This is a genomic window from Bacillus sp. BS98 (assembly GCF_008432245.1).
GTDB lineage: Bacteria > Bacillota > Bacilli > Bacillales > Bacillaceae_G > Bacillus_A > Bacillus_A toyonensis.
Genome location: NZ_CP043830.1, coordinates 2,853,316 through 2,879,080 on the forward strand (window position 1 = coordinate 2,853,316; position 25,765 = coordinate 2,879,080).

25 protein-coding genes and 2 pseudogenes are annotated in these 25,765 nt (G+C 33.3%); 9 read left to right on the plus strand and 18 right to left on the minus strand.

What is annotated here, in order from left to right:
- Window positions 1–300: 300 nt before the first annotated feature.
- Window positions 301–648 carry a VOC family protein gene (locus F0362_RS14800; protein ID WP_000589582.1) on the plus strand — a complete coding sequence of 116 codons (348 nt, stop codon included), beginning with the start codon at window positions 301–303 and terminating at the stop codon, window positions 646–648.
- 10 nt (window positions 649–658) lie between these two features.
- Here the strand turns inward: F0362_RS14800 and F0362_RS30575 are convergent, their stop codons facing one another.
- The 4 genes and pseudogenes from F0362_RS30575 to F0362_RS14815 form a co-directional block, all read right to left on the minus strand.
- The gene (locus F0362_RS30575) at window positions 659–802 is read right to left on the minus strand and encodes a hypothetical protein (protein WP_000058621.1); all 144 of its coding nucleotides are present in this window, start codon (window positions 800–802) and stop codon (window positions 659–661) included.
- Window positions 803–919: 117 nt separating this feature from the next.
- Window positions 920–1,951 carry a Delta(5) desaturase DesA gene (locus tag F0362_RS14805; RefSeq protein WP_000174972.1) on the minus strand — a complete coding sequence of 344 codons (1,032 nt, stop codon included), beginning with the start codon at window positions 1,949–1,951 and terminating at the stop codon, window positions 920–922.
- Between the two features lie 352 nt (window positions 1,952–2,303).
- Window positions 2,304–2,519 (minus strand): annotated as a pseudogene (locus tag F0362_RS14810) (vancomycin resistance protein); the annotation flags it as partial.
- Window positions 2,520–2,687: 168 nt separating this feature from the next.
- The gene (locus F0362_RS14815) at window positions 2,688–4,361 is read right to left on the minus strand and encodes an alkaline phosphatase (protein WP_149889853.1); all 1,674 of its coding nucleotides are present in this window, start codon (window positions 4,359–4,361) and stop codon (window positions 2,688–2,690) included.
- A gap of 320 nt (window positions 4,362–4,681) precedes the next feature.
- On the opposite strand from F0362_RS14815, the gene F0362_RS14820 reads away from it, so the two are divergent.
- Window positions 4,682–5,164 carry a DUF2975 domain-containing protein gene (locus tag F0362_RS14820; protein ID WP_000809129.1) on the plus strand — a complete coding sequence of 161 codons (483 nt, stop codon included), beginning with the start codon at window positions 4,682–4,684 and terminating at the stop codon, window positions 5,162–5,164.
- Between the two features lie 10 nt (window positions 5,165–5,174).
- Window positions 5,175–5,390, plus strand: a complete 216-nt coding sequence (locus F0362_RS14825) for a helix-turn-helix domain-containing protein (protein ID WP_000974611.1) — start codon at window positions 5,175–5,177, stop codon at window positions 5,388–5,390.
- Window positions 5,391–5,430: 40 nt separating this feature from the next.
- Here the strand turns inward: F0362_RS14825 and F0362_RS14830 are convergent, their stop codons facing one another.
- From F0362_RS14830 to F0362_RS14860, 6 genes are all read right to left on the minus strand, one after another.
- Window positions 5,431–5,742 (minus strand): hypothetical protein, encoded by a 312-nt coding sequence (locus tag F0362_RS14830; RefSeq protein ID WP_000845544.1) that lies wholly within the window; start codon window positions 5,740–5,742, stop codon window positions 5,431–5,433.
- 93 nt (window positions 5,743–5,835) lie between these two features.
- Window positions 5,836–6,108 (minus strand): Mpo1-like protein, encoded by a 273-nt coding sequence (locus F0362_RS14835; RefSeq protein WP_000347330.1) that lies wholly within the window; start codon window positions 6,106–6,108, stop codon window positions 5,836–5,838.
- A gap of 226 nt (window positions 6,109–6,334) precedes the next feature.
- A complete protein-coding gene (locus F0362_RS14845; RefSeq protein ID WP_149889854.1) occupies window positions 6,335–6,913 on the minus strand; it encodes an HAD-IA family hydrolase in 579 nt (192 codons plus the stop codon).
- Between the two features lie 24 nt (window positions 6,914–6,937).
- Complete coding sequence (locus F0362_RS14850) at window positions 6,938–7,519, minus strand: kinase (RefSeq protein ID WP_000107735.1); 582 nt, start codon at window positions 7,517–7,519, stop codon at window positions 6,938–6,940.
- Window positions 7,516–8,061, minus strand: a complete 546-nt coding sequence (locus tag F0362_RS14855) for a GNAT family N-acetyltransferase (RefSeq protein ID WP_000506649.1) — start codon at window positions 8,059–8,061, stop codon at window positions 7,516–7,518. The genes F0362_RS14850 and F0362_RS14855 overlap by 4 nt, the downstream gene beginning before the upstream one ends.
- Window positions 8,062–8,075: 14 nt before the next feature.
- Complete coding sequence (locus F0362_RS14860; protein ID WP_001049856.1) at window positions 8,076–8,459, minus strand: VOC family protein; 384 nt, start codon at window positions 8,457–8,459, stop codon at window positions 8,076–8,078.
- A gap of 283 nt (window positions 8,460–8,742) precedes the next feature.
- On the opposite strand from F0362_RS14860, the gene F0362_RS14865 reads away from it, so the two are divergent.
- Window positions 8,743–8,988, plus strand: coding sequence for a hypothetical protein (locus F0362_RS14865; protein WP_000433609.1), 246 nt, complete (start codon window positions 8,743–8,745; stop codon window positions 8,986–8,988).
- Between the two features lie 166 nt (window positions 8,989–9,154).
- Window positions 9,155–9,431, plus strand: a pseudogene (locus F0362_RS31425) (hypothetical protein).
- 110 nt (window positions 9,432–9,541) lie between these two features.
- Here the strand turns inward: F0362_RS31425 and F0362_RS14875 are convergent.
- Window positions 9,542–10,069 carry a DUF2812 domain-containing protein gene (locus F0362_RS14875; protein WP_000448414.1) on the minus strand — a complete coding sequence of 176 codons (528 nt, stop codon included), beginning with the start codon at window positions 10,067–10,069 and terminating at the stop codon, window positions 9,542–9,544.
- A gap of 7 nt (window positions 10,070–10,076) precedes the next feature.
- Window positions 10,077–10,394: a PadR family transcriptional regulator gene (locus tag F0362_RS14880; protein ID WP_000991886.1), complete on the minus strand. Its 318-nt coding sequence runs from the start codon at window positions 10,392–10,394 to the stop codon at window positions 10,077–10,079.
- Between the two features lie 206 nt (window positions 10,395–10,600).
- On the opposite strand from F0362_RS14880, the gene F0362_RS14885 reads away from it, so the two are divergent.
- From F0362_RS14885 to F0362_RS14895, 3 genes are read left to right on the plus strand one after another with little or no spacing between them, the layout of a single operon-like run.
- Complete coding sequence (locus tag F0362_RS14885; RefSeq protein ID WP_149889855.1) at window positions 10,601–11,530, plus strand: AAA family ATPase; 930 nt, start codon at window positions 10,601–10,603, stop codon at window positions 11,528–11,530.
- A complete protein-coding gene (locus F0362_RS14890) occupies window positions 11,527–12,690 on the plus strand; it encodes a DUF58 domain-containing protein (protein WP_098071160.1) in 1,164 nt (387 codons plus the stop codon). Before F0362_RS14885 ends, F0362_RS14890 begins: the two co-directional genes overlap by 4 nt.
- Window positions 12,665–13,774, plus strand: coding sequence for a DUF4018 domain-containing protein (locus F0362_RS14895; protein ID WP_000860516.1), 1,110 nt, complete (start codon window positions 12,665–12,667; stop codon window positions 13,772–13,774). Before F0362_RS14890 ends, F0362_RS14895 begins: the two co-directional genes overlap by 26 nt.
- Window positions 13,775–13,829: 55 nt before the next feature.
- Here F0362_RS14895 and F0362_RS14900 read toward each other — a convergent pair.
- The 3 genes from F0362_RS14900 to F0362_RS14910 all read right to left on the minus strand — a co-directional run bounded on the left by F0362_RS14900 (window position 13,830) and on the right by F0362_RS14910 (window position 18,172).
- A protein-coding gene (locus F0362_RS14900) for an IS3-like element ISBth167 family transposase (RefSeq protein WP_149889856.1) occupies window positions 13,830–15,199 on the minus strand; the annotation gives its coding sequence in 2 pieces (ribosomal slippage) (window positions 13,830–14,734 and window positions 14,734–15,199; 1,371 coding nt in all).
- Between the two features lie 65 nt (window positions 15,200–15,264).
- Window positions 15,265–16,716: an MFS transporter gene (locus F0362_RS14905; RefSeq protein ID WP_001186948.1), complete on the minus strand. Its 1,452-nt coding sequence runs from the start codon at window positions 16,714–16,716 to the stop codon at window positions 15,265–15,267.
- Window positions 16,717–16,954: 238 nt separating this feature from the next.
- On the minus strand, window positions 16,955–18,172 hold the full coding sequence (locus F0362_RS14910; protein ID WP_001286449.1) for an aspartate aminotransferase family protein: 1,218 nt from the start codon (window positions 18,170–18,172) through the stop codon (window positions 16,955–16,957).
- Window positions 18,173–18,446: 274 nt separating this feature from the next.
- On the opposite strand from F0362_RS14910, the gene F0362_RS14915 reads away from it, so the two are divergent.
- Complete coding sequence (locus tag F0362_RS14915) at window positions 18,447–19,826, plus strand: catalase (protein WP_001003629.1); 1,380 nt, start codon at window positions 18,447–18,449, stop codon at window positions 19,824–19,826.
- A 223-nt stretch (window positions 19,827–20,049) separates the two neighbouring features.
- On the opposite strand, the gene colA is transcribed toward F0362_RS14915, so the two are convergent.
- The 3 genes from colA to F0362_RS14930 all read right to left on the minus strand — a co-directional run bounded on the left by colA (window position 20,050) and on the right by F0362_RS14930 (window position 25,570).
- Window positions 20,050–22,686: a collagenase ColA gene (colA, locus tag F0362_RS14920; protein ID WP_149889857.1), complete on the minus strand. Its 2,637-nt coding sequence runs from the start codon at window positions 22,684–22,686 to the stop codon at window positions 20,050–20,052.
- A 503-nt stretch (window positions 22,687–23,189) separates the two neighbouring features.
- The gene (locus F0362_RS14925) at window positions 23,190–23,702 is read right to left on the minus strand and encodes a hypothetical protein (protein ID WP_000719364.1); all 513 of its coding nucleotides are present in this window, start codon (window positions 23,700–23,702) and stop codon (window positions 23,190–23,192) included.
- A gap of 113 nt (window positions 23,703–23,815) precedes the next feature.
- Window positions 23,816–25,570: an adenine deaminase gene (locus tag F0362_RS14930; RefSeq protein WP_000437101.1), complete on the minus strand. Its 1,755-nt coding sequence runs from the start codon at window positions 25,568–25,570 to the stop codon at window positions 23,816–23,818.
- Window positions 25,571–25,765 lie beyond the last annotated feature (195 nt).

Here is a 25,765-nt window from a genome sequence, read left to right on the forward strand (position 1 = left end):
TCCCCTATTTCTTCTATACTATTGAAATGATTATTTATAGCACTTCGTGTTTTGAATTGTTCAGGAGGTTTTTGCGTTCAAGTGTTATCCTCAAACGGGTCAGTATTGCTACACTCCTTTCCTTTACTTTGGTTTCAAAGATGATGTCGGTATAATTAATGTAGGAAATGCTGTTAGCAATTATTATTTTTTTATTGTTCATAAGTTGATGCTTTTCCTTACTATTACCACTTTGTTTTGATATATTAAATTTATACTACGTCACATTAAAAATTTTAAAATAGACAGGAGTTATATAAGATGATCAAAGGATTCGGAGGAATATTTTGGAGAACTAAAAATATTGATGTTATAAAAAAATGGTACAGCGAAGTATTGAAGATTGAAATAGAAAATTGGAATGGGACTGTGATTAAACCCGAATCAGGAACTGAGACTATCTTTTCTTTCTTCAATGAAGATGACAATTATTTTCCAACAGAACAACAAGTGATGTTAAATTTCCAAGTACATAATCTACATGAGACTATTCACCATCTTGAACAAATTGGTATACCTCTTGAAAAGAAAGAAGCGGTTAGTGAATTTGGAAAGTTTATTTGGATTAAAGATCCTGAAGGACGACTCATCGAGCTTTGGGAGAAATAGTCGATTGTAATCATTCGCTATTAAGATAACGGATAATTTCGTTCAGCCGATGTCTTCGGCTATCCATAATAGATTCCTGTTGCAAATTTGTAGCAGGCTCTATTTTCACTTCATCATTTTCATTTAAACGAGAATCAATTATCCTTAACGACATTTCCTAATCCTTCGTAATTACAATTTGAAATCCCCTCCTCATCAATCATCTACTATTTAAACAAAAACTCCCCTTAAATCAAAAATGATTAAGGGGAGTTTTTCATATGCGATGAAGTTATAGTTCAGATTTCACTCGAACAGAAACATTATTTTTAATTATATTTTTGACATCTTTAAAGCTAACAAAATTGTTACTTTTCTCATCCCAAAGACGGAAACGTAGTGATTGTAAGCTTGTAGCAAGCGTAATCGTTGGTACATTTTTTAACGGAAGCGTATTATTATGTGCCTCTTCTAGTTTATAGTTAGGTACTCTTGGGCTTAAATGGTGAACATGATGGAATCCAATATTACCAGTTAAGAATTGCAAAATTTTTGGAAGCTTATAAAAAGAACTTCCTTCCACTGCCGCTTTCACATATTCCCAATCTTTATCCTCTTCAAAATAAGAATCCTCAAATGTGTGCTGTACGTAAAACAGCCAAATACCTATTGAGCCTGCTATTAAGAATATAGTACCATGTACGAAAAGGAACGATTGCCATCCGATTGCCCAGCAAAGTACCCCTATTAAAGCAACGATTAATATATTCGTCAAATAAGTATTCATACGTTCTTTCTGTCTTGCACCTTTTCGGTTAAATCTATTTTTAAGCAAGAAAACATAAATCGGACCTAATCCAAACATAACGAATGGATTGCGATATAAACGATATGCTAAACGAAGTCTAAATGGTGCAGCTACATATTCATCAACTGTAAGCGTCCAAATATCCCCTGTACCCCTCTTATCCAAATTACCACTCGTAGCGTGGTGAATAGAATGCTCATGCCCCCATTGATCAAATGGGAATAAAGTTAAAACACCCATACATGTTCCAACTATTCTATTTGCACGTCGACTTTTAAAAAAGGAATAATGGGTGCAATCATGAAAAATAATGAAAATTCGTGTCATAAATCCAGCGGCTAACAGAGATGGAACTAATGTTAACCAATAAGAAACTGACAAACTTTTATAAGCAAGGTACCATAAAATAATAAATGGAACTATTGTGTTGATAAGTTGCCAAACACTTTTTTTAATCGTTGATTTTTCAAAAGGAGCAACTTGTTTTTTTAAATTTTTAGTATTTTGTAAGGTCATTTTTCTAATTCCTTTCCTGTATGTTGCTAATTCATATTATAGCATACTATTAGTATCAGGTGTTATGTGTAGATATAATAAATATTTTATACAATGAAAATCTCTTTTTTCTTACTCATTTCTTACAAATTTCTTACGTCCAAAATAGCTTTTATAATAAGAAAGAAGGAGCATTTGTGCCGAGAATTCGAGTTTTTTTCCAATAAATACATAAAAAAAACACAGTGCTTTTTCACATCTGTGTTTCTTATTTTCATTCCAATGAAAACCAAGTAAATTTAGGATTTATACTTTTTTGATAAAAATAAGAATTACATACATGCTATACTATATAATCTATGCGTTTACCATATTACTCACTATTTTCATTTTTACAAACTAAAAATGGTTCGTACATCATTATAGCGTGATTCTCCGTTACATATTGATCTTCTATAAACTGCTTCTGTTGATTATATACTCTGCGTTGAATCACATTATGTCGTATATAACCACCCCAGTATGCAGGCTGAATGGCGTGTTCTTTTTCATAAACTTCATATTGATAAAGTTGCAGAAAGACTGTTCTACAAACGAAATTCTTTATTTTAAGAAAAAAATAAAATTTCCCTTTTGCATTTATATAAGTCTCATCCGGAAAATTTTGCGGCAGCATCCAAACATCACTATTTACAGGACAAAACACAAAAATATTGCCAACCAGTTCGCTTAGCAAGGTTAGCTAGTTGGCAATTTTTTAACGAGAATGCTTTACAAATAATTGAATTGCTTCTTCCGGTACATAGAACTTCCCATTACTCTCTACAATAATACTTCCTAATTCATACTCTTTATCATTAATACGAATTATATTTTTATTAACACTTAATTGAGCTTCCACTTTATTATGATTTACTACGAGCACTGGGTTTGCTACATCGGTTTTGTCGATTGATACAGTGGCACCAATTCTCTTAAAGGCTTGTTCACTCTCTAAAAATATTTTATTTGTTACTTCTTCTAAGTTAAAGCCCATTGCTTTCGCCATCGTCTTCGCAATGTCTATATTTTGGATTAAGCCTTCTGGTTTTTGTGGTCCATAAGAGTATAAGAATACATCCTCACCTGTATGTCCTCCTGTCGTAAAGCCAATATTTGCACGATTAGCCAATAACGTAGTAAGGATTCGACCTACATCCATTTTCTTTTTTGCCGCTTTTAATTTTTCTTTTTCATCATGAGTTAGATTGTCCAAACCGTATAGTTTAGCTACACCTTCTACATTTGATAAATCAGATTTCATTTTATTTGTAGTCCCTTCAAGTGTCATTTTCGCCTTTTTCAATGGGGCAATGTATGCAGATACAGGTTTAGTATTATATCCCTTTGTCGTATTCCTATTGCCAATAGAGATACCACTGTTGCCATGGTCAGCTACAGCAATGAGCATCGTATTACCGTCTTTCTTCGCAAATTTTAATGCTTCTGCAACCGCATTATCAAATGCCAATACATCACTAATAATCCCAATTGGATCATTCGCATGGGCTGCCCAATCTGGCTTACTTCCTTCTACAAATAAAAAGAAGCCATCTTTATCTTTTGATAATGTTTGAATTGCTTTTTCCGTCATTTGAGAAAGTGTTGGTTGCTCTGGATTTGTTACTTCACGATCCATATCGAACGCAAGGGCATTATGTGAGAAAGAGCCCCAAATTTTATCAGATTTAGAGTTCAATAATGCATCTTTTGTTTCAACTAAGTCGTATCCTTTATCTTGAATCACTTTAACTAAATCTTCACCATCTTTACGGATTCCATTTCTTTTCACAGGCTGTAGTGCTGCTTTTCCCCCGCCTAATACGACATCTATATTTTGATACACTTGCTGCTTCGCAATTATGTCAAAATGCTTGCGGTTAGCATGATGGGCAGAGAACCCAGCAGGAGTAGCATGTTGAATTTCAGATGTAGCAACAATTCCAGTTGCGCGACCAGAGCGCTTTGCACCTTCTAGAACGTTCGCAACTGGCCGCAGCTTCTCCTCTTCTTTAATTGGTTTTAAGCTAGGTGAATTCACAATTGATGGCAATACACCTACATATCCTGAATTTGATTTATTCCCTGTTGCTAAAGCTGTAGCTGCTGGGGCTGAGTCTGTAATAGCGGATTCTGCTGAATATGTGCGAACACCTCCCGTTATGATTTCATCTAATGCAAGCGGTGCCCCTTTATACAAGCGAGCTAACGTTGTTGCTGAAGAGCTCGTTCCATCCATAACCATCATAATTATATTTTTTGGTTGATGTTCTACTTGTTTCACCTTAGCTTCGGCCGCCTGATCATTCATCATGCTTTCAGTACTTAATACACTTAATGTTACAGTTGATACTAATAATATCCCCTTCACTTTTTTACTCAATTTCATCATTTTTGTTCCTCCATAAACTTCACATTCTTTTATATACAAGATCCAATTTTCCATTACGTTTATACAAACTTATATATGTTCTTTTTTATTAGTTCCCTATTGTCATAAAGCTAACAACAATTACCGTCACTTTCGTTCATTAATTAAATAATGTTATATGTCACAGCCCTAAATTCTCTACTATTAAAGTGTCATTATTCTCTTCATCATATAAAAATTTGTTTATCAATAAAAACACGATTAAATGAAATAAAAATTTATTGTTAAACAATAAATTACATGTTAAATTATATAGATAATAATTAAATGAGGTGCTTTTTATGAAACAAGGATCCACACTATTTTTAAAAACCGTTGTGATTATGATTGGAATCCCTGTTCTAGCTATGTGTATATTTTTGGTCCCTAAAATTGGGGATTTTGCAGCAGAATTATATCCTGATATTGCATATATTAAATATCTTGTATTTATCAACTTATACGCAACAGCAATACCTTACTATTTCGCACTGTACCAAACGTTTAAGCTGTTAAACTATATTGACAAAAACAACGCATTCTCAAAATTGTCTGTAAAAGCGTTAAAAAATATTAAGAACAGTGCATTAACAATTAGTGTATTATATGTATTAGGCATGCCACTTTTCTATCTCGTGGCAGAGAGAGATGACGCCCCGGGCATTATTATTATTGGAATGATTATGATTTTTGCTTCATTGGTTATCGCTGTCTTTGCTGCCGTTCTCCAAAGACTATTAAAAGATGCTATTAATATAAAATCAGAAAATGATTTAACGGTCTGAGGTGAATAATATGGCAATAATAATTAATATTGATGTAATGTTAGCGAAAAGAAAAATGAGTGTAACAGAGCTTTCGGAGAAGGTTGGAATTACAATGGCTAACCTTTCTATTTTGAAAAACGGAAAAGCAAAAGCGATTCGATTTTCAACTTTAGAAGCAATTTGTAAAGCATTAGAATGCCAACCAGGGGATATTTTAGAATATCAACCTGAAGATACCGAATAAAAAGAGTCCTTCTCACATGAAGGACTCTTTTTATTGCATATTACGGTGCGAAATTAATTTGACCAGTAAACAATAAGATAATCGTGATGATCCAAAATATAAAAAATGATGAGGACAGTATGAATGAAAGAATACCTATCCCCTTCTTCTCTGTTTTTTTCGTCATTATAATTATTGAAAGTATGATACCTACGCCTGTAAGAGCAATAGTAATATAATCTCCCACTATATTACCCGCATTCGCTATCCTCGTTGGAGTTATAAAAACGAATAAAAAACACAAAATTCCAATAAATAAAGATATATAGCTTATTATACTGTACTTCTTTTTGAGGACTATTTCGGTTTTCATCATAACCCACCCCTTCTGTATAGCTATGATTTCATACTAGCACGAATAACTATAATTTGGTTTTATTTTACCGCCTATAGCACTTTTATTGAGTTAATTTCTTTTTAATACTTTTTTTAAAAAATATATTGGACCTACTACCAAATATGCTGGGTTTGATAAGAAAGTCGGCTTCTTACCTTCAATTGCATGACCTACAAATTGAAAAATCCATCCTAATATAAATAATGATAGCCCTAATTTCCAATTCACGAATAAAATGAATATAGAAATGATAATTGTAGGAATACCAATAAAGTGAAAAAATTTATTCATTGGATGTTGATGGTCGTCTCGATATTTTTTAAACATTTTTTGAAAGTCCATATCTTAACCCCTCTCCATTATTAAAAATCTTATTTTAATTTGAAACTAACGAAAGTAAATTTTCTTCTACTAATATATATGCAGGTGTACCATGTATAACCTGTAAAGCCAATCCTTTTAAAGAAACTAATAAAGCTCTTGAAAAAGCTTCCCAAAATAATTAACCTACTACATATAAAATAACCTCTACTTTTTGTATGAAAAGTAAAGGTTATTTTCAAACCATTTATAAAGAAACCTCTCTATCAACCACTACCTTAAAAAATTCCGAGTAATGTGCCAAAGAATACTCCGCTACATCACAAATCCCTTGAAACATGCATGTTGAAATACCTAATTCCTTTGCAGGTAATAAATCTAACTCTCTATCTCCAATAGCTAAATCAATATTGTACTTCCTATGTAAATGATCATACGCTAAAGAATTCGGTTTTCGAGGGAAACCATCGTCAATTGTAACCATATCGACGAAGTATTTATCCCATCCGTAATATTTTAAAATTTCCATAACCCCTGCTTTATGTTTATGGGTCATGATTACATTTTTATCTGCAAATTTCAAAACCTTTTCGACACCAGCAAAAGGCTTCATATCTTTTGGAGTAAATTTCTTCTTCAAAATTTTAATCTTTTCTTCCTGCTCACATGAAATATTATAATAATGAATTGCGTGAGAATATGATATTTTCAAGTTTTTGTATATTTCTTGTTCATCTACTGTATCACCTAATATTTCAGAAAGCATCTTCGTATATGCAGGATACGTATCAAATAACGTCCCATCAAAATCCCACAAAATATTCATTGTATTCACCCTTCTATTTTCGAATCATTGTATGACTAAATCCGCCCTATCCTTCGGCAATTCCATTTCTAAATAATACTCCTCTGCTTTCCAATACCTGTTTTGAAACTTTGAAAGTTTCTTTTGTGTCTCTTCGCTTTCACGCTGAAACCTTGTTTCCCTTGGACAGTCCAAATACACCATATAATGAAAGAAATCTCTCCATTCTTTTCGCTGTAGAAAAACTCCTTCAATTACAATTACACCTACAATAGGGATCTGGACTTTTTTCATTTCACATGAATCTGTATCATCATAATAGAAAGGCAATTTCAATTTCGTTTCATGTTGTAACTTTTGAAAAAATTTCTGCCGCAAGTATGCAATATCCCACTGTAAATGATAGTACTCATACCATTCTTCATATCCTGTTTGATATCGTTTATTACGCTCCACTATATGATCATCAATATGGAAAATATGAAACGGAATGCCTTCTTGTTTCATATTTTCTTTTAATTTTGTTGCGAATGTTGTTTTTCCTGAACGACTTAAACCATCTATTCCGATAATGAATCGGTTTTCTTTATGTTTCTTCATTATACTTATAATTTCACTCGTACTCATTGCTTCTTCCACTCTTCTTTTAATAAAGAAAATAAAATGGTATCATGAGCAACTCCATTTTGGATCATATGTTTTCGAAGTAATCCCTCTTCTTGAAACCCTGCTTTTTTTAGCAATTTTTGAGAAGCTTCATTTTCCACATATACGACAGCAGCGATTCTTATGAGCTGTAACGTTTCAAATCCGTAAGTTAAAATGGCTTGTAATGCTTCGGATGCATATCCCATTCCCCAATATATATCATCTAATTCATAACCAATTTCAGCTCGTTTATGATGATTGTTAATTAAATGAAATCCGCACGTTCCGATTAATTGGTCCGTCCCTTTTTTCTCTATTCCCCAGCGAAACACATTGCCTTCTTCATAACGATTTTTAAACGTTTGAATCGTTGTTTTCGCTTGCTCAATATTTTCGAAAGAATCCATTCCGAAATATCGTATAACAGATTCTTTCGCAAAATATTGGAACATCATTTCTGCATCTAATAGTGTAAGTTCTCTTAAAAGTAAACGTTCTGTTTCTAGTTTCGGAAATCCCATCTCTTTTTCTCCCTCTATTCTAATGAACTGCAAATTTCAATATAATTTCCATCTGGATCAGCAATATAGGCAATTGTTTGTCCCCACGGTTTCACAATTGGCTCAACTAAAACTTTAATGCCTTGCTCTCTGAATTGCTCAATTTTTTCTTGTACATTCTCAACTACGAATCCTAATTCGAAGTGAGAAGATTGTAATTCACCTTCTGTAAGCGGTAGTCCTGTTAATTCTTTCACGTCTTCTCGTGTATTCATCGCTAATATTGTAGATCCAGTATTAAATTCAATATATGTACCATGCTCAGCTTTTATAGGTAACTGTAAAGTATCTTTATAGAATCTTAAACATTCTTCAAACTTTTCTACATATAAAATGATATATTTCATTTTTAAATTCATGTTACATCCCCCTTTTGTATTCATCCCTAAAAATTCGACAAAAACTACAAAAAACCTTGTTCTTCCTACAAATGAACATAAAAAAATGAGGCCGATTTCTCGGCCTCCCAGCTTATTGGCATAAAACAGGAGATTTGGTTTGGACATAACCAGTTCGTACTTTTATTATATTTTATTTTTTCTGAATTTTAAATACTTTAAACACCTATTTATATTGAGAAAGTTTTTTTACTTGCATAAAATTATACTGTTTAAGAAATGCTACAAATGGAGGTGTATACATATGGAACCAATGCTTTGTCCAAGCTGTAAAACAAATCGTACTCGCTTTAACATTCTTGAGCAACAAGTAAAACCAGTAAAGTTAAATCCTCAAACTGGTCAAGTAGAAGAAGAGTATACTAATGAAACGATGAATGCTTTTCATATGGCTTATCAAGGACCTACATACCGAGTCCAATGCGCTGTATGCGGACTTGTTGAAAACCCTGAACAATTTATTAAACCCGCGCAAAATCAGTCTTTCTAATAAAAACATGATTGTCCCTTGTAGAAATAGACTTTTCTATAAGGGATTTTTCCGTTTAATATGGTAACAAAAAACGTATTCCTTCCTTATTATATGTTAAACCTCATACCCTTTTAGTAATATTTACAGAAGAGAATTAAAACAAATGATTTTAAATAACAAGTGAATGATTCCATCTACATTTCTACTATTAACTTGTCACATAGTAATCTTTTACTTTTGGATCTTCGATTGGAAGAAAATAACGACTTCTTACGGTCTAACAATATGGATTCTTTCTACTATTTGTGGTCTTTTACTTTATTACCATTTTAAAAATCAAAAATCTAATAAAGTGATATTAATTGCTAGTTCGTTATTATTAATTATTTCTTCTTCATTTATGATTTTTTTAGGTATTGTTACTGGTAGTTATCTTTGTAACTTTTAATTCTATGACTTAAAAAGGTCGTCTTTTATTATGTAAAAAAGAATGAACAAAATAAATATATATAAAGATTTGAGAAGATGATTCCTAGACAATAATTATCTTCTCTAATAATATCACTCTTTGTTATAATATTTCCTTTTTCAACTTTTTAATCTTCCAATATAAATTAATAAGTATATATACATATACGAAACCAAAAAAGCCTACCATACCTTTATATAATCCAGATTCTGATATACCAAGAAAACATAAGTAAAGCGCTGGCATTAACGTTACAAACATAATCGCAACGAACTGTAACAACTCAGTAAGTTTTTGTACCCTCGTTTCCTTGTCTGAATATATGTCAGGCAACTTATTTTCCTCTTCTACTTCTTTACAAAAATAATTCCATTTCGCAAAACTCGTTACATGTTTCCACCCACACATTTCATATATTTCAATATATTCTTTTTGTTTTTCTTTTGTATCTTTATAATCTAATCTAAAATCTGCTTTATATATTACATCTTTCGGTTTTGTTTCCTTAAACGTATACATTATATTATATTTTTGTAATGCCCAACCTTGTTGATGCATTTTTCTTAAAAAGGCTTCCTCTTTTTCTAAACTCCATCCAGCGAAAAATTTAAATACCTTCTTTGTCTCCATCTTCCATTCACTCCCCTAATATCCTATTTCCATTCCTTACAGATCTCTGTAACCTGTTATATTCTAGCTCTAACACTTCTCTCCCAAACGACGTTAACTCATAGCACTTCTTTCTGTCTGTAGAGGCCACTTCAACAATTAACTTCTCTTTTAGTAACTTCGTCGTATTCCCATATAAAGTACCAGGACCGAGCTTTACTTCCCCTTTTGTCATCTCTTCAACCATTTGCATAATTCCATATCCGTGCATTGGTTTCACTAATGACAAAAGTATGTAATACGTCGCCTCTGTTAACGGAATATATTTTTGTGCTTTTGCATTCATTATACCTACCTCCGATACATCGTCTTATGATATATCGATTTACGATACATCGTATAACGATATTGTATAATCATATTCCAAAATATACAAGTATAATTTAATAATTAAATATCCATTTCTTTAAATTGAAAAATACTACCAATTTTCAGAATAATTTGTTAAAATGTAGAAACATTAACTCTTTTATACTGAAAGGAATGATACATATGATTCATAAATTAAAAGAAAATATAAGGTCTGTGTTTGTTGGTAAGGAAAATGTTATTGATCTACTACTCGTTTCTCTACTTGCTGATGGACATGTACTGCTTGAAGATGTGCCTGGTACTGGGAAAACGTTACTTGCGAAAACAATTTCAAAAAGTATTGGTGGTAATTTCTCTCGTGTTCAATTTACCCCTGATGTACTTCCGAGTGATGTAACAGGTATTGAATATTTCAACCCAAAAACGAGCGAATTCGAATTAAGACTTGGACCAGTTATAACGAACATTTTACTAGCAGATGAAATTAACCGTGCTATGCCGAGAACACAGTCTAGTTTGTTAGAAGCGATGGAAGAACGACAAGTGACGCTTGAAAAGAAGTCCACTCCTCTTCCGAAACCGTTCTTTGTTATTGCGACGCAAAATCCAATTGAATCACAAGGAACTTTCCCTCTTCCTGATGCACAGCTCGATCGTTTTTTAATGACAATTTCAATCGGTTATCCGGCTCCAGAAGATGAGCTACAAATGATGCGACGTTTTCGTAACGATACACCATTAGAAAGTGTTACATCTGTTATCTCTTTAGAAGACATTTTAGAAGCGCAGAAACAAGTAAAAGAAATTTTCGTATCAGAACCGTTAGAACATTACATAATTAAACTTGCGCAAGCTACTCGAAATCACGATTACATTGCTAACGGTGTAAGCCCACGTGCCACTTTAGCTTTAGTGCGCGCAGTTCAAGCATTAGCCTTTTTACGTGGCAGAGAATATTGTACGCCTGAAGATATTCAATTTTTAGTTCCTTCTGTTTGGAATCACCGTATCGTCTTATCAATGGAAGGTGCATTACGCACGACAAAAAATGAAATTATGCAAAGGATTTTAAAAGAAGTTGATGTACCTGTGGAGATTGAACAAGCATGAATGGTCAACGAGTTGTAACTGTACCTTTATTTTTCCAGCTTCATATTATTCAATTAACTGTGCCAGTCGCGTTACTTTTCACATTCTTTTTCCCGCAACGAATGTTTATGTTTCTCTTTTTCTTCTATTATTTATTTGCGATTTTCATTTATAAATACGTCGCTTTCATAGAGAAAAAGTTTCAAGTTATAAATGAGAAACAGACGACTCGGCTATTTCCTGATGAAACTGGACAATTTTTTATTCATTTAAAAAATGGAGCAAGCATACCACTCGTGAACGGGGTTTGTTATTTTCATTTACATTCATCTCTTATACCGCATAAAGATCAAGGAATTGAACAAATTTCAAAGACATTATTCTCCTTTCCATTTTCACAACCTGCACATTCAGCGCAAAAATGGGATTTAACATTAACTGCGACGAAGCGTGGTGTGTTTCAAATTGAACAGTTCGAATGTGTATTAAAAGATCCATTTCATCAATTGAATGTACATTTACCTGTTTTTGATAAATTAAAGACCGAAATTATTGTGTATCCTTCTCCTAAAGAAGTAGCAGGTTTGCAAGAACTTCAGCAACTATTAAATGGTTCATATCGAACGAATTTTTCTTTTTACAATGATGAAACATCTATTATCGGTGTGAAACGATATGAACGTGAATCATTCCGCTCTATTCATTGGAAAGCATCTGCTAAAATGCAGGAATTACAAGCAAAACAATATGAACCAGTAAAAAATTATAGCTGGACGATTTGTCTTTCTTTAGCTGCTAATCGCGGGTTTGGTTGGAGAGATGATGTAGAAGAACTTATTTCATATGCAACATATATTTGCCAGTACGCAACGAAGCAGCAAATTCCGTTTGAATTGTTTATTAGTGTATTAGCAGAAGGTGGCCCTCTGCACTTACCATTAAACGAAGGACAAATACATTATGGGAAGGCATTAGAGGAATTGGCACGTATTTCAGATGATAGTACACTTCTTCCAAAACAAGGATTTCTTCACTATGTAACGAGAAAAAGAGAACGCTCGTCTACGATGATTTACATCGGTATACAGAAGAATGAGCTCCCTCTTCTAACGCAACCTACATTTCTCATAAATATTGAAGGGATGGTGGAAGCAGTTGAAAACTTGGCTCTATCACGTTAATGACTTTATTCTGCTACTTCTCCTTTCGTTATTAACGGAAAGAGACGAAATAGTTGGTATTGCTATATTTTTAGCGACCGGTTATGTAGGAGTACTTCTTATTAATAAATTAATGAAGAAAAAAACAACAGGATTTGTAATACTGTTAGTTGCTCAAATAGTCGGTTGTTCTTTCATCCTACCTTTTTCTCTTTTTGGCACAATTATGTTACCGCTTTTCTTCTTTATCGTACATGCAATTGGACCTGGGTATCCGGTGCAAAAGTCGTTAAGCGGTATTTTATGGTTTGTATTTTCAGCTATATTTCATGCCCCTTTTCCACCGTTATGGAAATTGTTATTATTAGTTTTACACATTATGATTACATTTTGGCAAACAGGTTCAAATCGTAATCAACAGCTATTACGTTTCACTTCTATTATTGCTATTGGAACAATTAGTGCTTTACTTATTCCGGTATTCCCTTATATTCGTCTTGTTTTTTCTTATATCGTTCAAGTAGTTGCGTTAGGATTCGGATACGCTATCAATCCGTTGTTTTCGGCAGCTGCATTAAAAGAAACAGATGATTTTTGGTCGAATAAAGGGAATCTAAAAGATCCTACTATTAAAGATGATCTGGAGCCACTTCCTTTTGATCCAACTCTTATAAATAGCATAACCATAATAGTCTGTACCACCATCGCCATTTATATCGTTTGGAAAATAATAAAACATCGAAAACATTTAAGTTTACCAAATATACCAGTCTTCGAATCTACAATCATTACTGATAAAGAAGGTATGAGCCAAAAACAAATGAAGCGAAATAAACCACCACATAATGAAATTCGAAAAGAAATTTTCAAACTTGAAAGTAAATTATCCCCTACTTTAAACCGGGAACGAGGAGAAACAGTTGAAGCGTGGTTAGAAAGAATTCATGATGATGAAGGTATACATATTCAGAGGGATATTATTATAGATGCGTATAATGCAGTACGTTATTCAAATGATGAAAACACTGTACTTCTGAATGAATTTAAGGAAGAGGTTCATAAGCTTTATGCGTATGAGAAGAGTTTGAAGAAAAAGAGAAAATGATGTATACAAAAAGACTCCTATTAATGAACTGAACCCCAAAAATTAGACAAATATATTAAGCAGCTACTAAGGATTGAACTCTGTATTGCACAGGGGACAATCCTTTTAGTTTTGTTTTAATTCTTTTGTGATTGTAGTAATGAATATAAGTTTCTAGTTCTTGCTTAAATTGTTCCATACTTTCAAACTCTTTAAGATAAAGTAATTCAGACTTTAATAAGCCAAAGAAATTTTCCATGACTGCATTATCTAAGCAATTTCCCTTACGGGACATACTTTGGATAACGCTATGTTTTTTAAGCGACTGATGATATTGTCGCATTTGATAATGCCAACCTTGATCCGAGTGTAAAATAGGAGTTTCCTTATCATTCAAACGTTGAAACGCCTTATTTAACATTTTAGAAACAAGGGAATAGGCAGGTCTATGTTCTATATTGTAAGCTATAATTTCTCCGTTATATAAGTCTAAAATGGGTGATAGATATAGTTTTTTACCATGTAAGTGAAACTCCGTCACATCTGTTACCCATTTTTCATTTGGTTTTGATGCGTGAAAATTACGTTTTAAAATATTAGGAGCGAATTTCCCGACAGTCCCTTTATATGAACGATATTTTTTTAATCGAACAAGACATTTTAATCCCAGGATATTCATTAAACGTCGAACGGTTTTATGATTTAATGCATGGCCTCGATTACGTAATTCCAATGTAATACGACGATAACCATACCTCCCAAAATTCTCACTAAAGATCTCTTTAATTAATTCTTTAACTTTCTTATATTTATCTGGACGTTTCGCTTGTTTCATCCAGTAATAATACGTACTACGAGCGATATTAGCGACTTTCACAAGGTCAACGACCTTGTATTTATGCCTTAATTCATAAATCAATTGCGCTTTGTCTTGGTCTGTGATGTTTTCTTCTTTTGAACTAAGGCATTTAACTTTTTTAAATAGTCATTTTCCATACGCAGACGTTCATTCTCTGCTTGTAGCGCTTCTATAGAACCTTCAAGAGATACTTCGTTTTGTTTTAAATGTTGTAGCTTAGCTTTTTCTTTGGCCATGGTTAGACGCCCCTTTTTCTTTGATTTTAGGGCATCTAATCCTTCTGTTTCATAAGCTACTTTCCATTTTCGGAGTGTTTCGCAAGAAGGAATATTAAAAAAAGCAGCTGTTTCTCTCAGAGATGTCCCATTTTCATTCATATAATGAATTACATCTAGTTTATACTCGAGAGAGTAAGTTGTATAGCGTTTTTCAAACGCCTTTTCCCCTGAAAATTCAAACCGTTTAATCCATTGATAAAGTTCTCTAGGATGAACCCCTTTAGAATTAGCAATGGTTTTTCCGCCTTCTGTACCTTCTAGATATCGTTTTACTGCTTGTATTTTATCTTTTGAAGAAAATTTAGCCATAAAAAGTGCACCTCCAATTGTTAATTATGTGTCTAACAATTGGGGTGCACTTCACTTTTCACAAATTATGCTTTTTTTCCTGCTTCAATTTCTAAAGATTCTTCATGCCACCAAAGTGTTTCTTCCGGATCCTCTTTAGCGATTTGGCGTGCTTCTTTTTTCGATTCTACTGTAGGATATGAACCTTTTAGCGCACGTCCTGATGTTGTAACGAATAGTACACTAAATACGACTAATCCAATTATACTTACACCTGCTAAATAAAATGCTGGTGCGAGCGGATTACCGGTTGCATGAACTAAGTATGAACATACGAGCGGTGTTGTTCCACCGAATATAGATACAGAAATATTAAAGGAAATCGAGAGTGCTCGATAACGTACATCGGTGAAAAAGAGTGATGGTAATAACGAAGGTAGTGTTCCTTCATACACACTTAGGAAGAAACCTAATACGAAAATACCTGCAAATATAGCTGCAATATGTCCGTTACCTATTAGTAAAAATGCTGGAATTGCAAATACGCTTAAACCAAGTAAACCAATTTGCACGACGCGTTTATTACCAATTTTATCACTTAATTTACCGAAATAAAGTGCTAATGGAATCATAAGTGCCATCGTAATTGAAATAATTAATAAGCCAGTTGTTTCTTTGACTTTAAGTACTTGAGTTAAATAAGAAGGAATATACGAAAGAATCATATAATTCGTAATATTAAAGAAGGCGACAATTACTGTGCTTAATAAGAAGTCTTTTTTGTGATATTTAATAATATCCATAAATGAAAATTGTTCATTGTCTTCAGATTCCTCTTGTGCTTTTTCCATCTCTTCAAAGATGGGAGATTCATCTAAATGACGGCGTAAATATAAACCGACCAAGCCTATTGGTGCAGCTATTAAGAAAGGAATACGCCAGCCCCAGCTGAGCATTTGCTCATCTGTTAACAATAACGTTAAAATGGTAACAATTACCGAAGCAGCAATGTAACCTGAGAGTGTTCCAATTTCAAGACCACTACCGAGTATACCACGCTTTTTATCTGGAGAAGATTCTGCGATATAAACCATTGCTCCTGAATATTCGCCGCCTGTAGAGAAGCCTTGAATCATTCGGGCAACTAAAAGTAGTATTGGTGCCCATACACCAATTTGTTCATAGGTTGGTAGTAATGCGATGAATAATGTAGAAAGTGCCATTAAAATAATAGTAGTACTTAATACGATTTTTCGGCCATACTTATCTCCTATTCTACCAAAGAATACACCTCCGATTGGTCGAACGAGAAAGGCCGCTGCAAATGTACCAAATGTAAGTACAAGCTGCAAACCACTATTATTAACACCTGAGAAGAATAATTGACTTAAAATTACCGCTAAATACGCGTATAATCCGAAGTCAAACCACTCCATTGCATTCCCTATACCAGTAGCAACCACTGCTTTCCTGGCTTGTTTAGGATTGACAATATTAACGTCTTGAGGTTCAAAATTTAAATCATTATTTTGTTGCATATAATAAAACAGCTCCTTGTTTAATTTAACTTCTTTAAGCACACCTTCTCTTATTGAATAAAATTAATTCGAAGCACTTAAGGAAAATTAATGTCTCCTTATCTGTTATTATTGTTTCACATAATTAATTATTTGTCCAATGAGATGCTCTCTATGTTAAGTAATTTACTATTTTAAAAAGCTGAAGAAGGCGCTAAAATAGCGCCTTCTTCAGCTTTTTATATTTTTTTATATTTTTTTAAATACTTGCTGTAGCTGCTATGCTATGAACACAGGAAATAAACTCATAAGTGAATGCGTCAATTTCCTCTTTCGTAATAATATACGGCGGAAGTAATCGAATAATATTCCCTTGTGTTACATCGACTAACATTCCTTTATTCATTAGCTCAATCTGTAATTTCTTCACATTTTCATTCGTGTCATTCACACTTATCCCAAACATCATCCCCACATGACGAACTTCCTGAATATAATAAGAATTTTCTTTCTGAATGTCTTGCAGTTTATCATTCAAATATAGTGACGTTTCATAAGCTTCTTGCATTAACCCATCATCAAGTAATGTATTTAATACCGTTAAACCTAAAGCTGTTCCCATTGATGAATGAGCAAATGTTGTGCCATGATCTCCTGGTGAAAATACATCGCATAGCTTTTCACCTACAATAATTCCCCCTAGCGGTATCCCTCCTCCTGCGCCTTTACCAATTTGAATAATATCCGGTGTAATATTAGAATTTTGATAAGCGAACAATTTCCCCGTTCTACCCATACCACTTTGTACTTCATCAACGATAAGCAGCACATTATACTTATCACAAAGATGTTGAACACCATATAAATATTCACTTGATAAAGGATATATCCCGCCACTTCCTAATACAGGCTCTAACATAATTGCAATAGGCTTTTCATTTAAAATTGTTTCTTCTAATTGCTCTATATTCTCACGCTCTACTTCGTATACAGGAATAGATGTTTTAGGGAAACTTTGATATACATTTTCTTGTCTCGTAAAATGAAGTGCCCCTAACGTTCGCCCGTGGAAACTACCTTTGAGCACAACGACACCTTCTCGCTCTTCATTCGTAATAGATCTATATTTATCAATTAATTTCAACGTTGTTTCTGTCGCTTCCGTACCAGAGTTTGTAAAAAATACTTTGCCGTTTTTTAAAGAGTACTCAACTAATTTCTTTGCATACTCAATCGCAACTGGGTTTAAAAAGTGAAATGGAAGATGCAACGATTTCGTAACTTGCTCCATTGTCGTTTGCACAATTTTAGGATGATTGTATCCTAATACGTTTACTCCTACGCCAGAAAACATATCTAAATACTCTTTTCCATTCACATCATACAGTTTACAACCTTCCCCTCTTTCTATTGCAACCTCCGTACGGCAATACGTAGGCATCATATATTCTTTATCTAATTGAAACCAATCCGACATGTTCATTTCCTCCTAGTTATTTTTACTATTTTTTTAATGGCCATTATCTATAAAGTTATTTATCAATTAATTTTTAAGATTAAAATTTTAATAGTGTGTTTTCTCTTTCCGATATTCATTTTTCCATAATTTCTTTTATTTCAACAGGTCCACTCTATATGCGTTTTTTTCATCTAGCGGTACGTTACTACTTTGAACTTTGTATGTAATACATAATCAAGGCTATAGAATCATATTTAGTAACAATCGAAGAAAAAATTTGGAGGCTATATCGATGAATGAAAAATATAATAAAAAGAGGCAACCCTTATTAGGAGAAGACCTTAATCAAAATCGAGAACTTAATGAACAAGCTACACTTCACTCTCAAACAGTCGGTTCACGTGGACCTGTTCTCAAGCAAGATAGTGTACTGCATGAAACGTTACAAGAATTTATACATGAAAAAATTGTAGAAAGACCTGTTCATGTAAAAGGTTTTGGGGCATTCGGTTATTTTCAAACGATCTATCCGATGTCTGAACATACAAAGCTAAGTTTTTTACAACATTCTAATGAGAAAGTTCCTGTTATGGTACGGTTTTCGTTAGCTGTTAGTACGAAAGGAACACCAGATACTTCTAGAAATGTACGCGGCTTTTCCACAAAATTTTATACAAAAGAAGGCGTTTTCGATCTTTTATGTAATCACATTCCTGTCTTTTCCGTTCGTGATCCGATACGTTTCCCTGAAACGATTAAAGCGTTGTTGCCTTCACCTAAAAATAACTTAATAGATCCGGATAGATTTTGGAATTTTGTCGCTAAAGCACCCGAATCCATTCATTTTGTTGTCCGTTTATACTCTAATGTCGGTACGGTAAAAAGTCTTCGTCACATCCCAGGACATAGTGTAAATACATACGTTTGGATAAATGCTGAAGGCAATCGAAAGTACGTAAAGTATCATTGGTATCCTTTTGAAGGTGTACAATTCATTACTAGTAAGGAAGCTACTAAACTAGCTGCTGAAAATCCAGATTATAGTGGGAAAGATTTATATGATGCAATTGAGGCTGGTAAATCAGTGGAGTATGGTTTATATGTCCAGCTCATGGATCCAAAAGATGAAGTACATCTTTCTTATGATCCGCTAGATGATACAAAAGTATGGGATGAAAAGATGTACCCTCTTATACCAGTAGGTAAAATGGTATTAAATAAAAACCCTGAAAATTATATGGAACAAGTAGAAAAAGTCGCCTTCTCCCCTTCTAATTTACTAGATGGTGCAGAACTATCTGATGATAAAATGTTGCAAGGGCGTGCTAACATTTATAGCGATTCTCAAAGAAGAAGAATTGGACCCGAATTTCGAAAATTAGCGATTAACCAACAGCAAAATTGGACACCTGCTAATCAAATAACAAGCGGTGATGGAAGGTATGTTGAAGGTAAACTTGAAAGAGCTCCTATAACGAAACAGGATGACTTTACGCAGGCTGGTGAATTTTATACGCAGTTAAAGCCAATAGAAAAAGAATATCTTGCTGAAAATTTAGCTAATGATTTGAAAGGTAGATCTGATGATATTAAAAAGTTGGTTATGGGGTATTTCGATAAGGTATCAACTAATTTGAAAGCAAGCATTGAGGCTAAAATGAAAGAGCATTAAGAAGATGAATTCATACATGGTTTACGGGCAGAAATTCAAATTTATATGCATTGTTTTCTTTTCAAAACCAAGTGAAGTTATGAAAATTAAAAAAATGAAAAATACATATACCCCCATTCTCAAATTAAAACGGGGTATATGTAAAGTAGTTTAATATTTAACATTACATGCTTTACTTCGCTAAAAAATACAACTAGCAGTCTCTTAAACTAGCTATAGTAAACTATTTTACTTCCACTGTATAATTCCCTGTTCCCCCGCCATATTTATATACACTTAAATAATATTTTCCTGGCTTCGCATTATAATTTCCAAGCAATTTGTTTCCATCACGTTTTGTTGCGTAAGTTACGTAATTGTTTAGATCTGATTCAGAATATAATACCCAGTTTAGTCCAATGTTTTGTTCGTTCGTAACAGAAATCTGTAAATCTTTTTGATCCTTTACATCGATAACAAATTTATCTCCCTGATCTTGATCACTTAAGTTTCCTCTTAATAACGTATTTAAAAATAGTGGATTGGCTGTTTCAAATGAATTATTCGGCTCTTTTTCTACAGCCGTACCTTCTTCCGTATTTACTCCGCTAAACACAACATCATATTCAAATTGTCCAGCATGATTAACACGGTAATTTATAAAATAAGCAGTCAATGTTTTATATCCAGTCCACTCTTTTCCTGAAATACGTTTCAACATATCATTTGTTGCTTCATTCATTACTTTCCAATCCTCAATCTCTCCTTTTGCTGAACTTCCAGTATATGTCCCCTGTAGTGTAAATGTATTAAAGAATTGTGATTTATTCTTTGTTACTTTCACATCTTTTAATTTCGCTTCATTCGTAATATCTGAAGTAATGTCCGAAAGCGATTTTCGATCATGCTGCGCTAAGTACTCATCTGATACTTGTGGGATTGTATACTTATCGCGATTATCTATAAGCATTTGCATATAAGATTGATATTCTTCATTTAAGTTATTATCTTTGCTTAATGCAGAACGGTATGCGTCGTAACTTGAAACATCATTTGCACGAATTAAATCATGCACTTTATCGAACATTTCAGGACGTTTATTATACATATATGATTGCAATGCAAACGAATAGTTATAAAAATCCCACGTTCCATATTTCGCATTTAATGTTTGTGATGCTGTATAACGTTTTGCAGGATCATTAGATAACCCACCAATTATACTTTTTCGCGGTACTACACTATTTAATCGCGTTGAACCTGCAAAGAACTCTGCATTTCCTTCTTCAAACCATGTTAAACGTTCATTTTGATACATTTCCCCTTGGCCCCATAATCCCTGAACCTCGTACCTTCCTTGTAAGTAGTGTGTAAATTCATGGCGGAACAATTCTTCCAAACTATAAATACTTTGCTCTGGTGTACGTTCATATGTAAAGAAAGTTCCCGTTCCTTCAATATAAATTCCACCATTATTCGTTTCATATCCGTACAGTTGACGATTAAATTGATACTCATCTGGACTATTATAAATAACCATCGTTAGCACATCATCCGCATGTCCATTTTCAAGTGGTTTATCGCTACCAACTGTACGATAAAATTGAGAACGTACTTCTTTCGCTGCCCAGTATAGTCGCTTAATTTTCTCTTCACTAACCTTATCCCCAGCTTTAAAGACAATTGCTCCATCATCAAACGTATATGTTTTCGGTAAATATTTCTTTTTACCATCGTCTCGAATTTGATCTAAATTTATTGTTTTTCCGTTCGCATCTACTCCTCCGTAATTTGTAGTAATTTGTTCTGCCGCAACAAAGTATTGCTCTCCTAAATATGGATAAATTCGCATTGCGTCTGTAACAACTTGCTGTCCTTTTGTCGGCGTACTATGAAGCTTGCCCAATCGGCCAGCATAGTAAATTCCGTTATTAATTAACCATCCATTTTTATCTGTTACAGTACCAATTAGTGCGAAACGACTTACTTCATTAATAAAGTTATCGATATTTCGATACCACATCGTATCTTTCGGCTCTTTTCCAGTCGTGTACATATCCGTCTGAATATCAAAGTCAATTCCCTTCATCAACTCATATATTGCGTCTCCTTTTGTTCGGTCTTCAATGAAAGTTGCAAGATTATCGTTATATTGTTTAAAAATTTCACCTGCATATAAAACCGTTTCAACATCAGCCGATGCATTTCCAATTAATTTTCCATATGATGAAATAACTTTATTTTGTTCCGATGTACCAAGTTTGAAATTTGGATTTTTTGCAATTGTTTTTAAAGCCGGTAAACATTTATCATGGTAGCTACGCTCATTTAGTTTGCTTAATTCATCATGGTAAAAACCTAAATAAAATGCTGCACGTAGAGCTTCTACTAATGTTTCAATCCCTTTTGAATCATCTTTCGTATAAGCTTGTCCTTGTTCTGCTAGTTTATTAATAATCGCTTGCATTCGACTATCATCTTGATAGAATTTAAGACTATCACTATTAAACTGAAATAATTCTGGAATTTGATACCATTTAATTGTCACAAGAAGATCAGTTAATTGTTTGTTATTTAATTGATTTAACTCAGCCATCGAATACTTTTTTTCTTCAGCTAACGGTTTAATATTATCGGTTGGTGCTAGTGGACGCTGCGATAAATCCGCTAATTTTAACCGTTTTGTAAAAGATGCATTTTCTTTTACTTTTGAAGGATGCGCCAATTCATCAACAGATTTCTGTATTCCTACCGGCTCCATTTGTAATACTTTCTTCACATTTTTCTCTTTTGTCTCTGCTTGAATTTGCAAACCATTACATGTTATTGTCACTAATCCAACACCAAGAATCCACTTAGAAATTTTCGAATATTTAACCATATCATTGCCCCCTAATAATTTAAAAGAAAATTCTGAATTTTAAAATCAAAAAAACACTTATTTGTATGTATTTACAGTTCCGCTATAAATACAACTATGATCAATAATGCAATAGTAGCTTGTTTTATACTATTACGAGTACAGATTCCTTACATACAATCTCCCTTCCTTACATGTAATACAAGCAAAAACTGTGCCAATCATATTTCTTATGAATAGCCAATATTCTTTTATAAATACTGTAGAATAAAATATACATAGGTGGTTCGACAATGTATAAATCATTTGACACAAAATCTAATTTTTATGAAGAACAAATTCATTGAATGTTATAAGTTCATTAGCAAGTACATAATTTTCAACTAACAACATCGCAAATTTTTAAATCTCTCAAAAAAGGTAAACAAACATATTCCATAAAGCTAATATGTTTGTTTACCTTTTCCGATTTCAAATCAACAGCAAGATATCGTTGAATAAAAGCAGCATTAATACGTATTTTGTTATTCATTTCTCTTTTTCATATAATCTTTTTCACATTGTAACGGTTTGAATTTCACTTTTTTCCCTTTCTTCTTTTTCGTTTTTATAACGAGCCATTCCCCTTTTTCAACGTCTAGTTTTAGGCGTTTCATTACATTGATATTATCGTTTTCTTTATAAAGTAAAAATGCCTCTTGCGCCCTTACAAATAAGCTCGGCTGCTCGCTAAATCCACCACTATCATAAATTTTAGTTAGCGAATTATAATAAGAATCATTTTCCTTTCCACCATACATCAAATGGGCAGCCTCCAAATCTCTTTTACTTACTTCCCAAAAACTATGTTCATCAATATTTAAATTAAATGTGGATTTAATGTCCTGTATTATATTCTTCACATACTTTTCATCTCGAATTTTCCTTTCTTCAAGACAATCCGAAGATAACCTTGGTGCATCTGATTGGGAATGTACAACGTGTTGTATCGATACACACAGAATAAATATGCTTAAAATGTAAAATATTTTTTTCATATTTACATATCACCTCAAATGATTTAGATACTATATCATTTGAGGCTTACAATATTCTTATGCTAATAATAAGAAAGATCCTATAAAATAAAATTTTTATAGGATCTTTCCTTTTAATATTGCTTTATCAAATTCACGGGCGGGGCAACTACCTTACTACTTTTCACATCATATAATCCTATAGGTGTTACTCGTATAAAAGGTAAGTGCGTCGCAGAAAAGAATAAAATGGTAAATGCCGGATCGTTATAAACATAGCCTCGCTCTTGTAGTAATTTCACCATCTTTTTCTCTTCTTGTATTAATTCGCTCATTTTTAAATCGGACATAATCCCGAGTAAAGGTAATGCAATTTCGTGTAACACTTCATTGTTTTCTGCTATGACCATTCCACCACCGAGCTCTTTTACTCTACGAAAAGCTGTAAACATATCTTCTTTCCTTTTTCCGATAAGAATGATGTCGCCTGTACCAGAATAAGAACTTGCAAGACCTCCTAATTCATTTACAAAACCTTTCACAACTGTATTCACTCGCCAAGTACCATCGCGGGCAATCATCATTAGAAAACATTCATCATGTTCCATGGAAAGTTCATCACAGTCTAAGTCGATTTCGCTAACATATGGTTTTGTTATAACATTGTTTAACAAGTGTATACCCGTTTTATTAGAAAAAATCATATGTTCTTTTTCTATAGACCAGTCTAATGATAATGGGGTTACTTTAAATTCACTCCAGTTTATATGTAATGATTTATTTTTGTTTACTCCGTCACGCTTCACCCATTTTCCCTTTGCAATTACACTAATTGGCACCGGATTTTCTTTACTTTCCAAAATATTAATATTGGCGATTCTCCCTGTCGCAATGGAGCCATGTAAATGCTCCATATTATAATAACGAGCAATGTTATAACTTGCCATATGGTAAGCATCTATTGCCGGAATTCCTTGCTCAATCGCTATTTCTATCAATCTATTCGTCATTCCGTTTTCATAAAATGACGGATGTGAACCATCTGTTGTAAAAATGAATCTATCAAATTGCTTAACACCTAATTCTAGTAATTCTTTCAATAAAACTTCTAAATCTGGACGGATTGAAGAATTTCTAAGGGAAACAGTGTAACCTTGCATAAGACGAGTGAAAGCTTCCTGTCCTGTCATCGCTTCATGATCGCAATCCGTACCTAACAACTTTAACTTCGCTAAAGTCGTTTCAGATGCCCCTGGAAAATGTCCTTCTACTTTTTTCTGTAACCGCTTCGTTTCCTGCACCCAAGTTAACATTTCATCATCGCCATGTAATAGTTTTGGCCATGCTGTTAACTCACCGCCTTGAAGAACTGCTTCATGCTTTAGCCACTCTATTATTTCTTCACTATTAAATACAGATTCCCCGTTTTGCAGCTCAGTTTGTCCATCAAAACGACACCACCAATACATACTTGCCGGAATCTTTTTAAATTCATCTAATAAACGAAATGCTTCTTCACGTTGTAATGTGAAAAATAAAGTTAAATTATCATTAATAAAAGTTGTCGTCCCAAATTGCATCGCATGATTCGCTAACGTCTCTGGATTATACAATTGATATGGATGTGCATGTGGTTCTATGTAACTAGGAACTACATACTTTCCATCGCAATCAATCACTTCACATTCACTTAGTTGCTTTGGCAGCTGCTCTCCTACGTATACAATTCGATTATTATATATCCAAATATTCGCTGTCATCCACTCGCGCATATAGGAATTTAAATATGTTGCATTCTTTAATAATATGTGTGGACTTCTCTTATCATCTAGTACTTCAACATGTTCTCGTAATTGCTTATTAGTCCATTTAAAATGATTTTGTTCCATTTTATTCAACTCCAAATCAACTCATAATTATTTTGATTAAAACGAGAAATACTTAACTAACTAAAGTATTTTCTATTCATAACTCCCCTATTGGTGCCCCTATATCCTTCATTATATGGAATGATTTCAAAAATAACAATTTTCAGAATCATACACATACCTCTTTTATCCAAAATAAAAAGAATGTCATGTAAC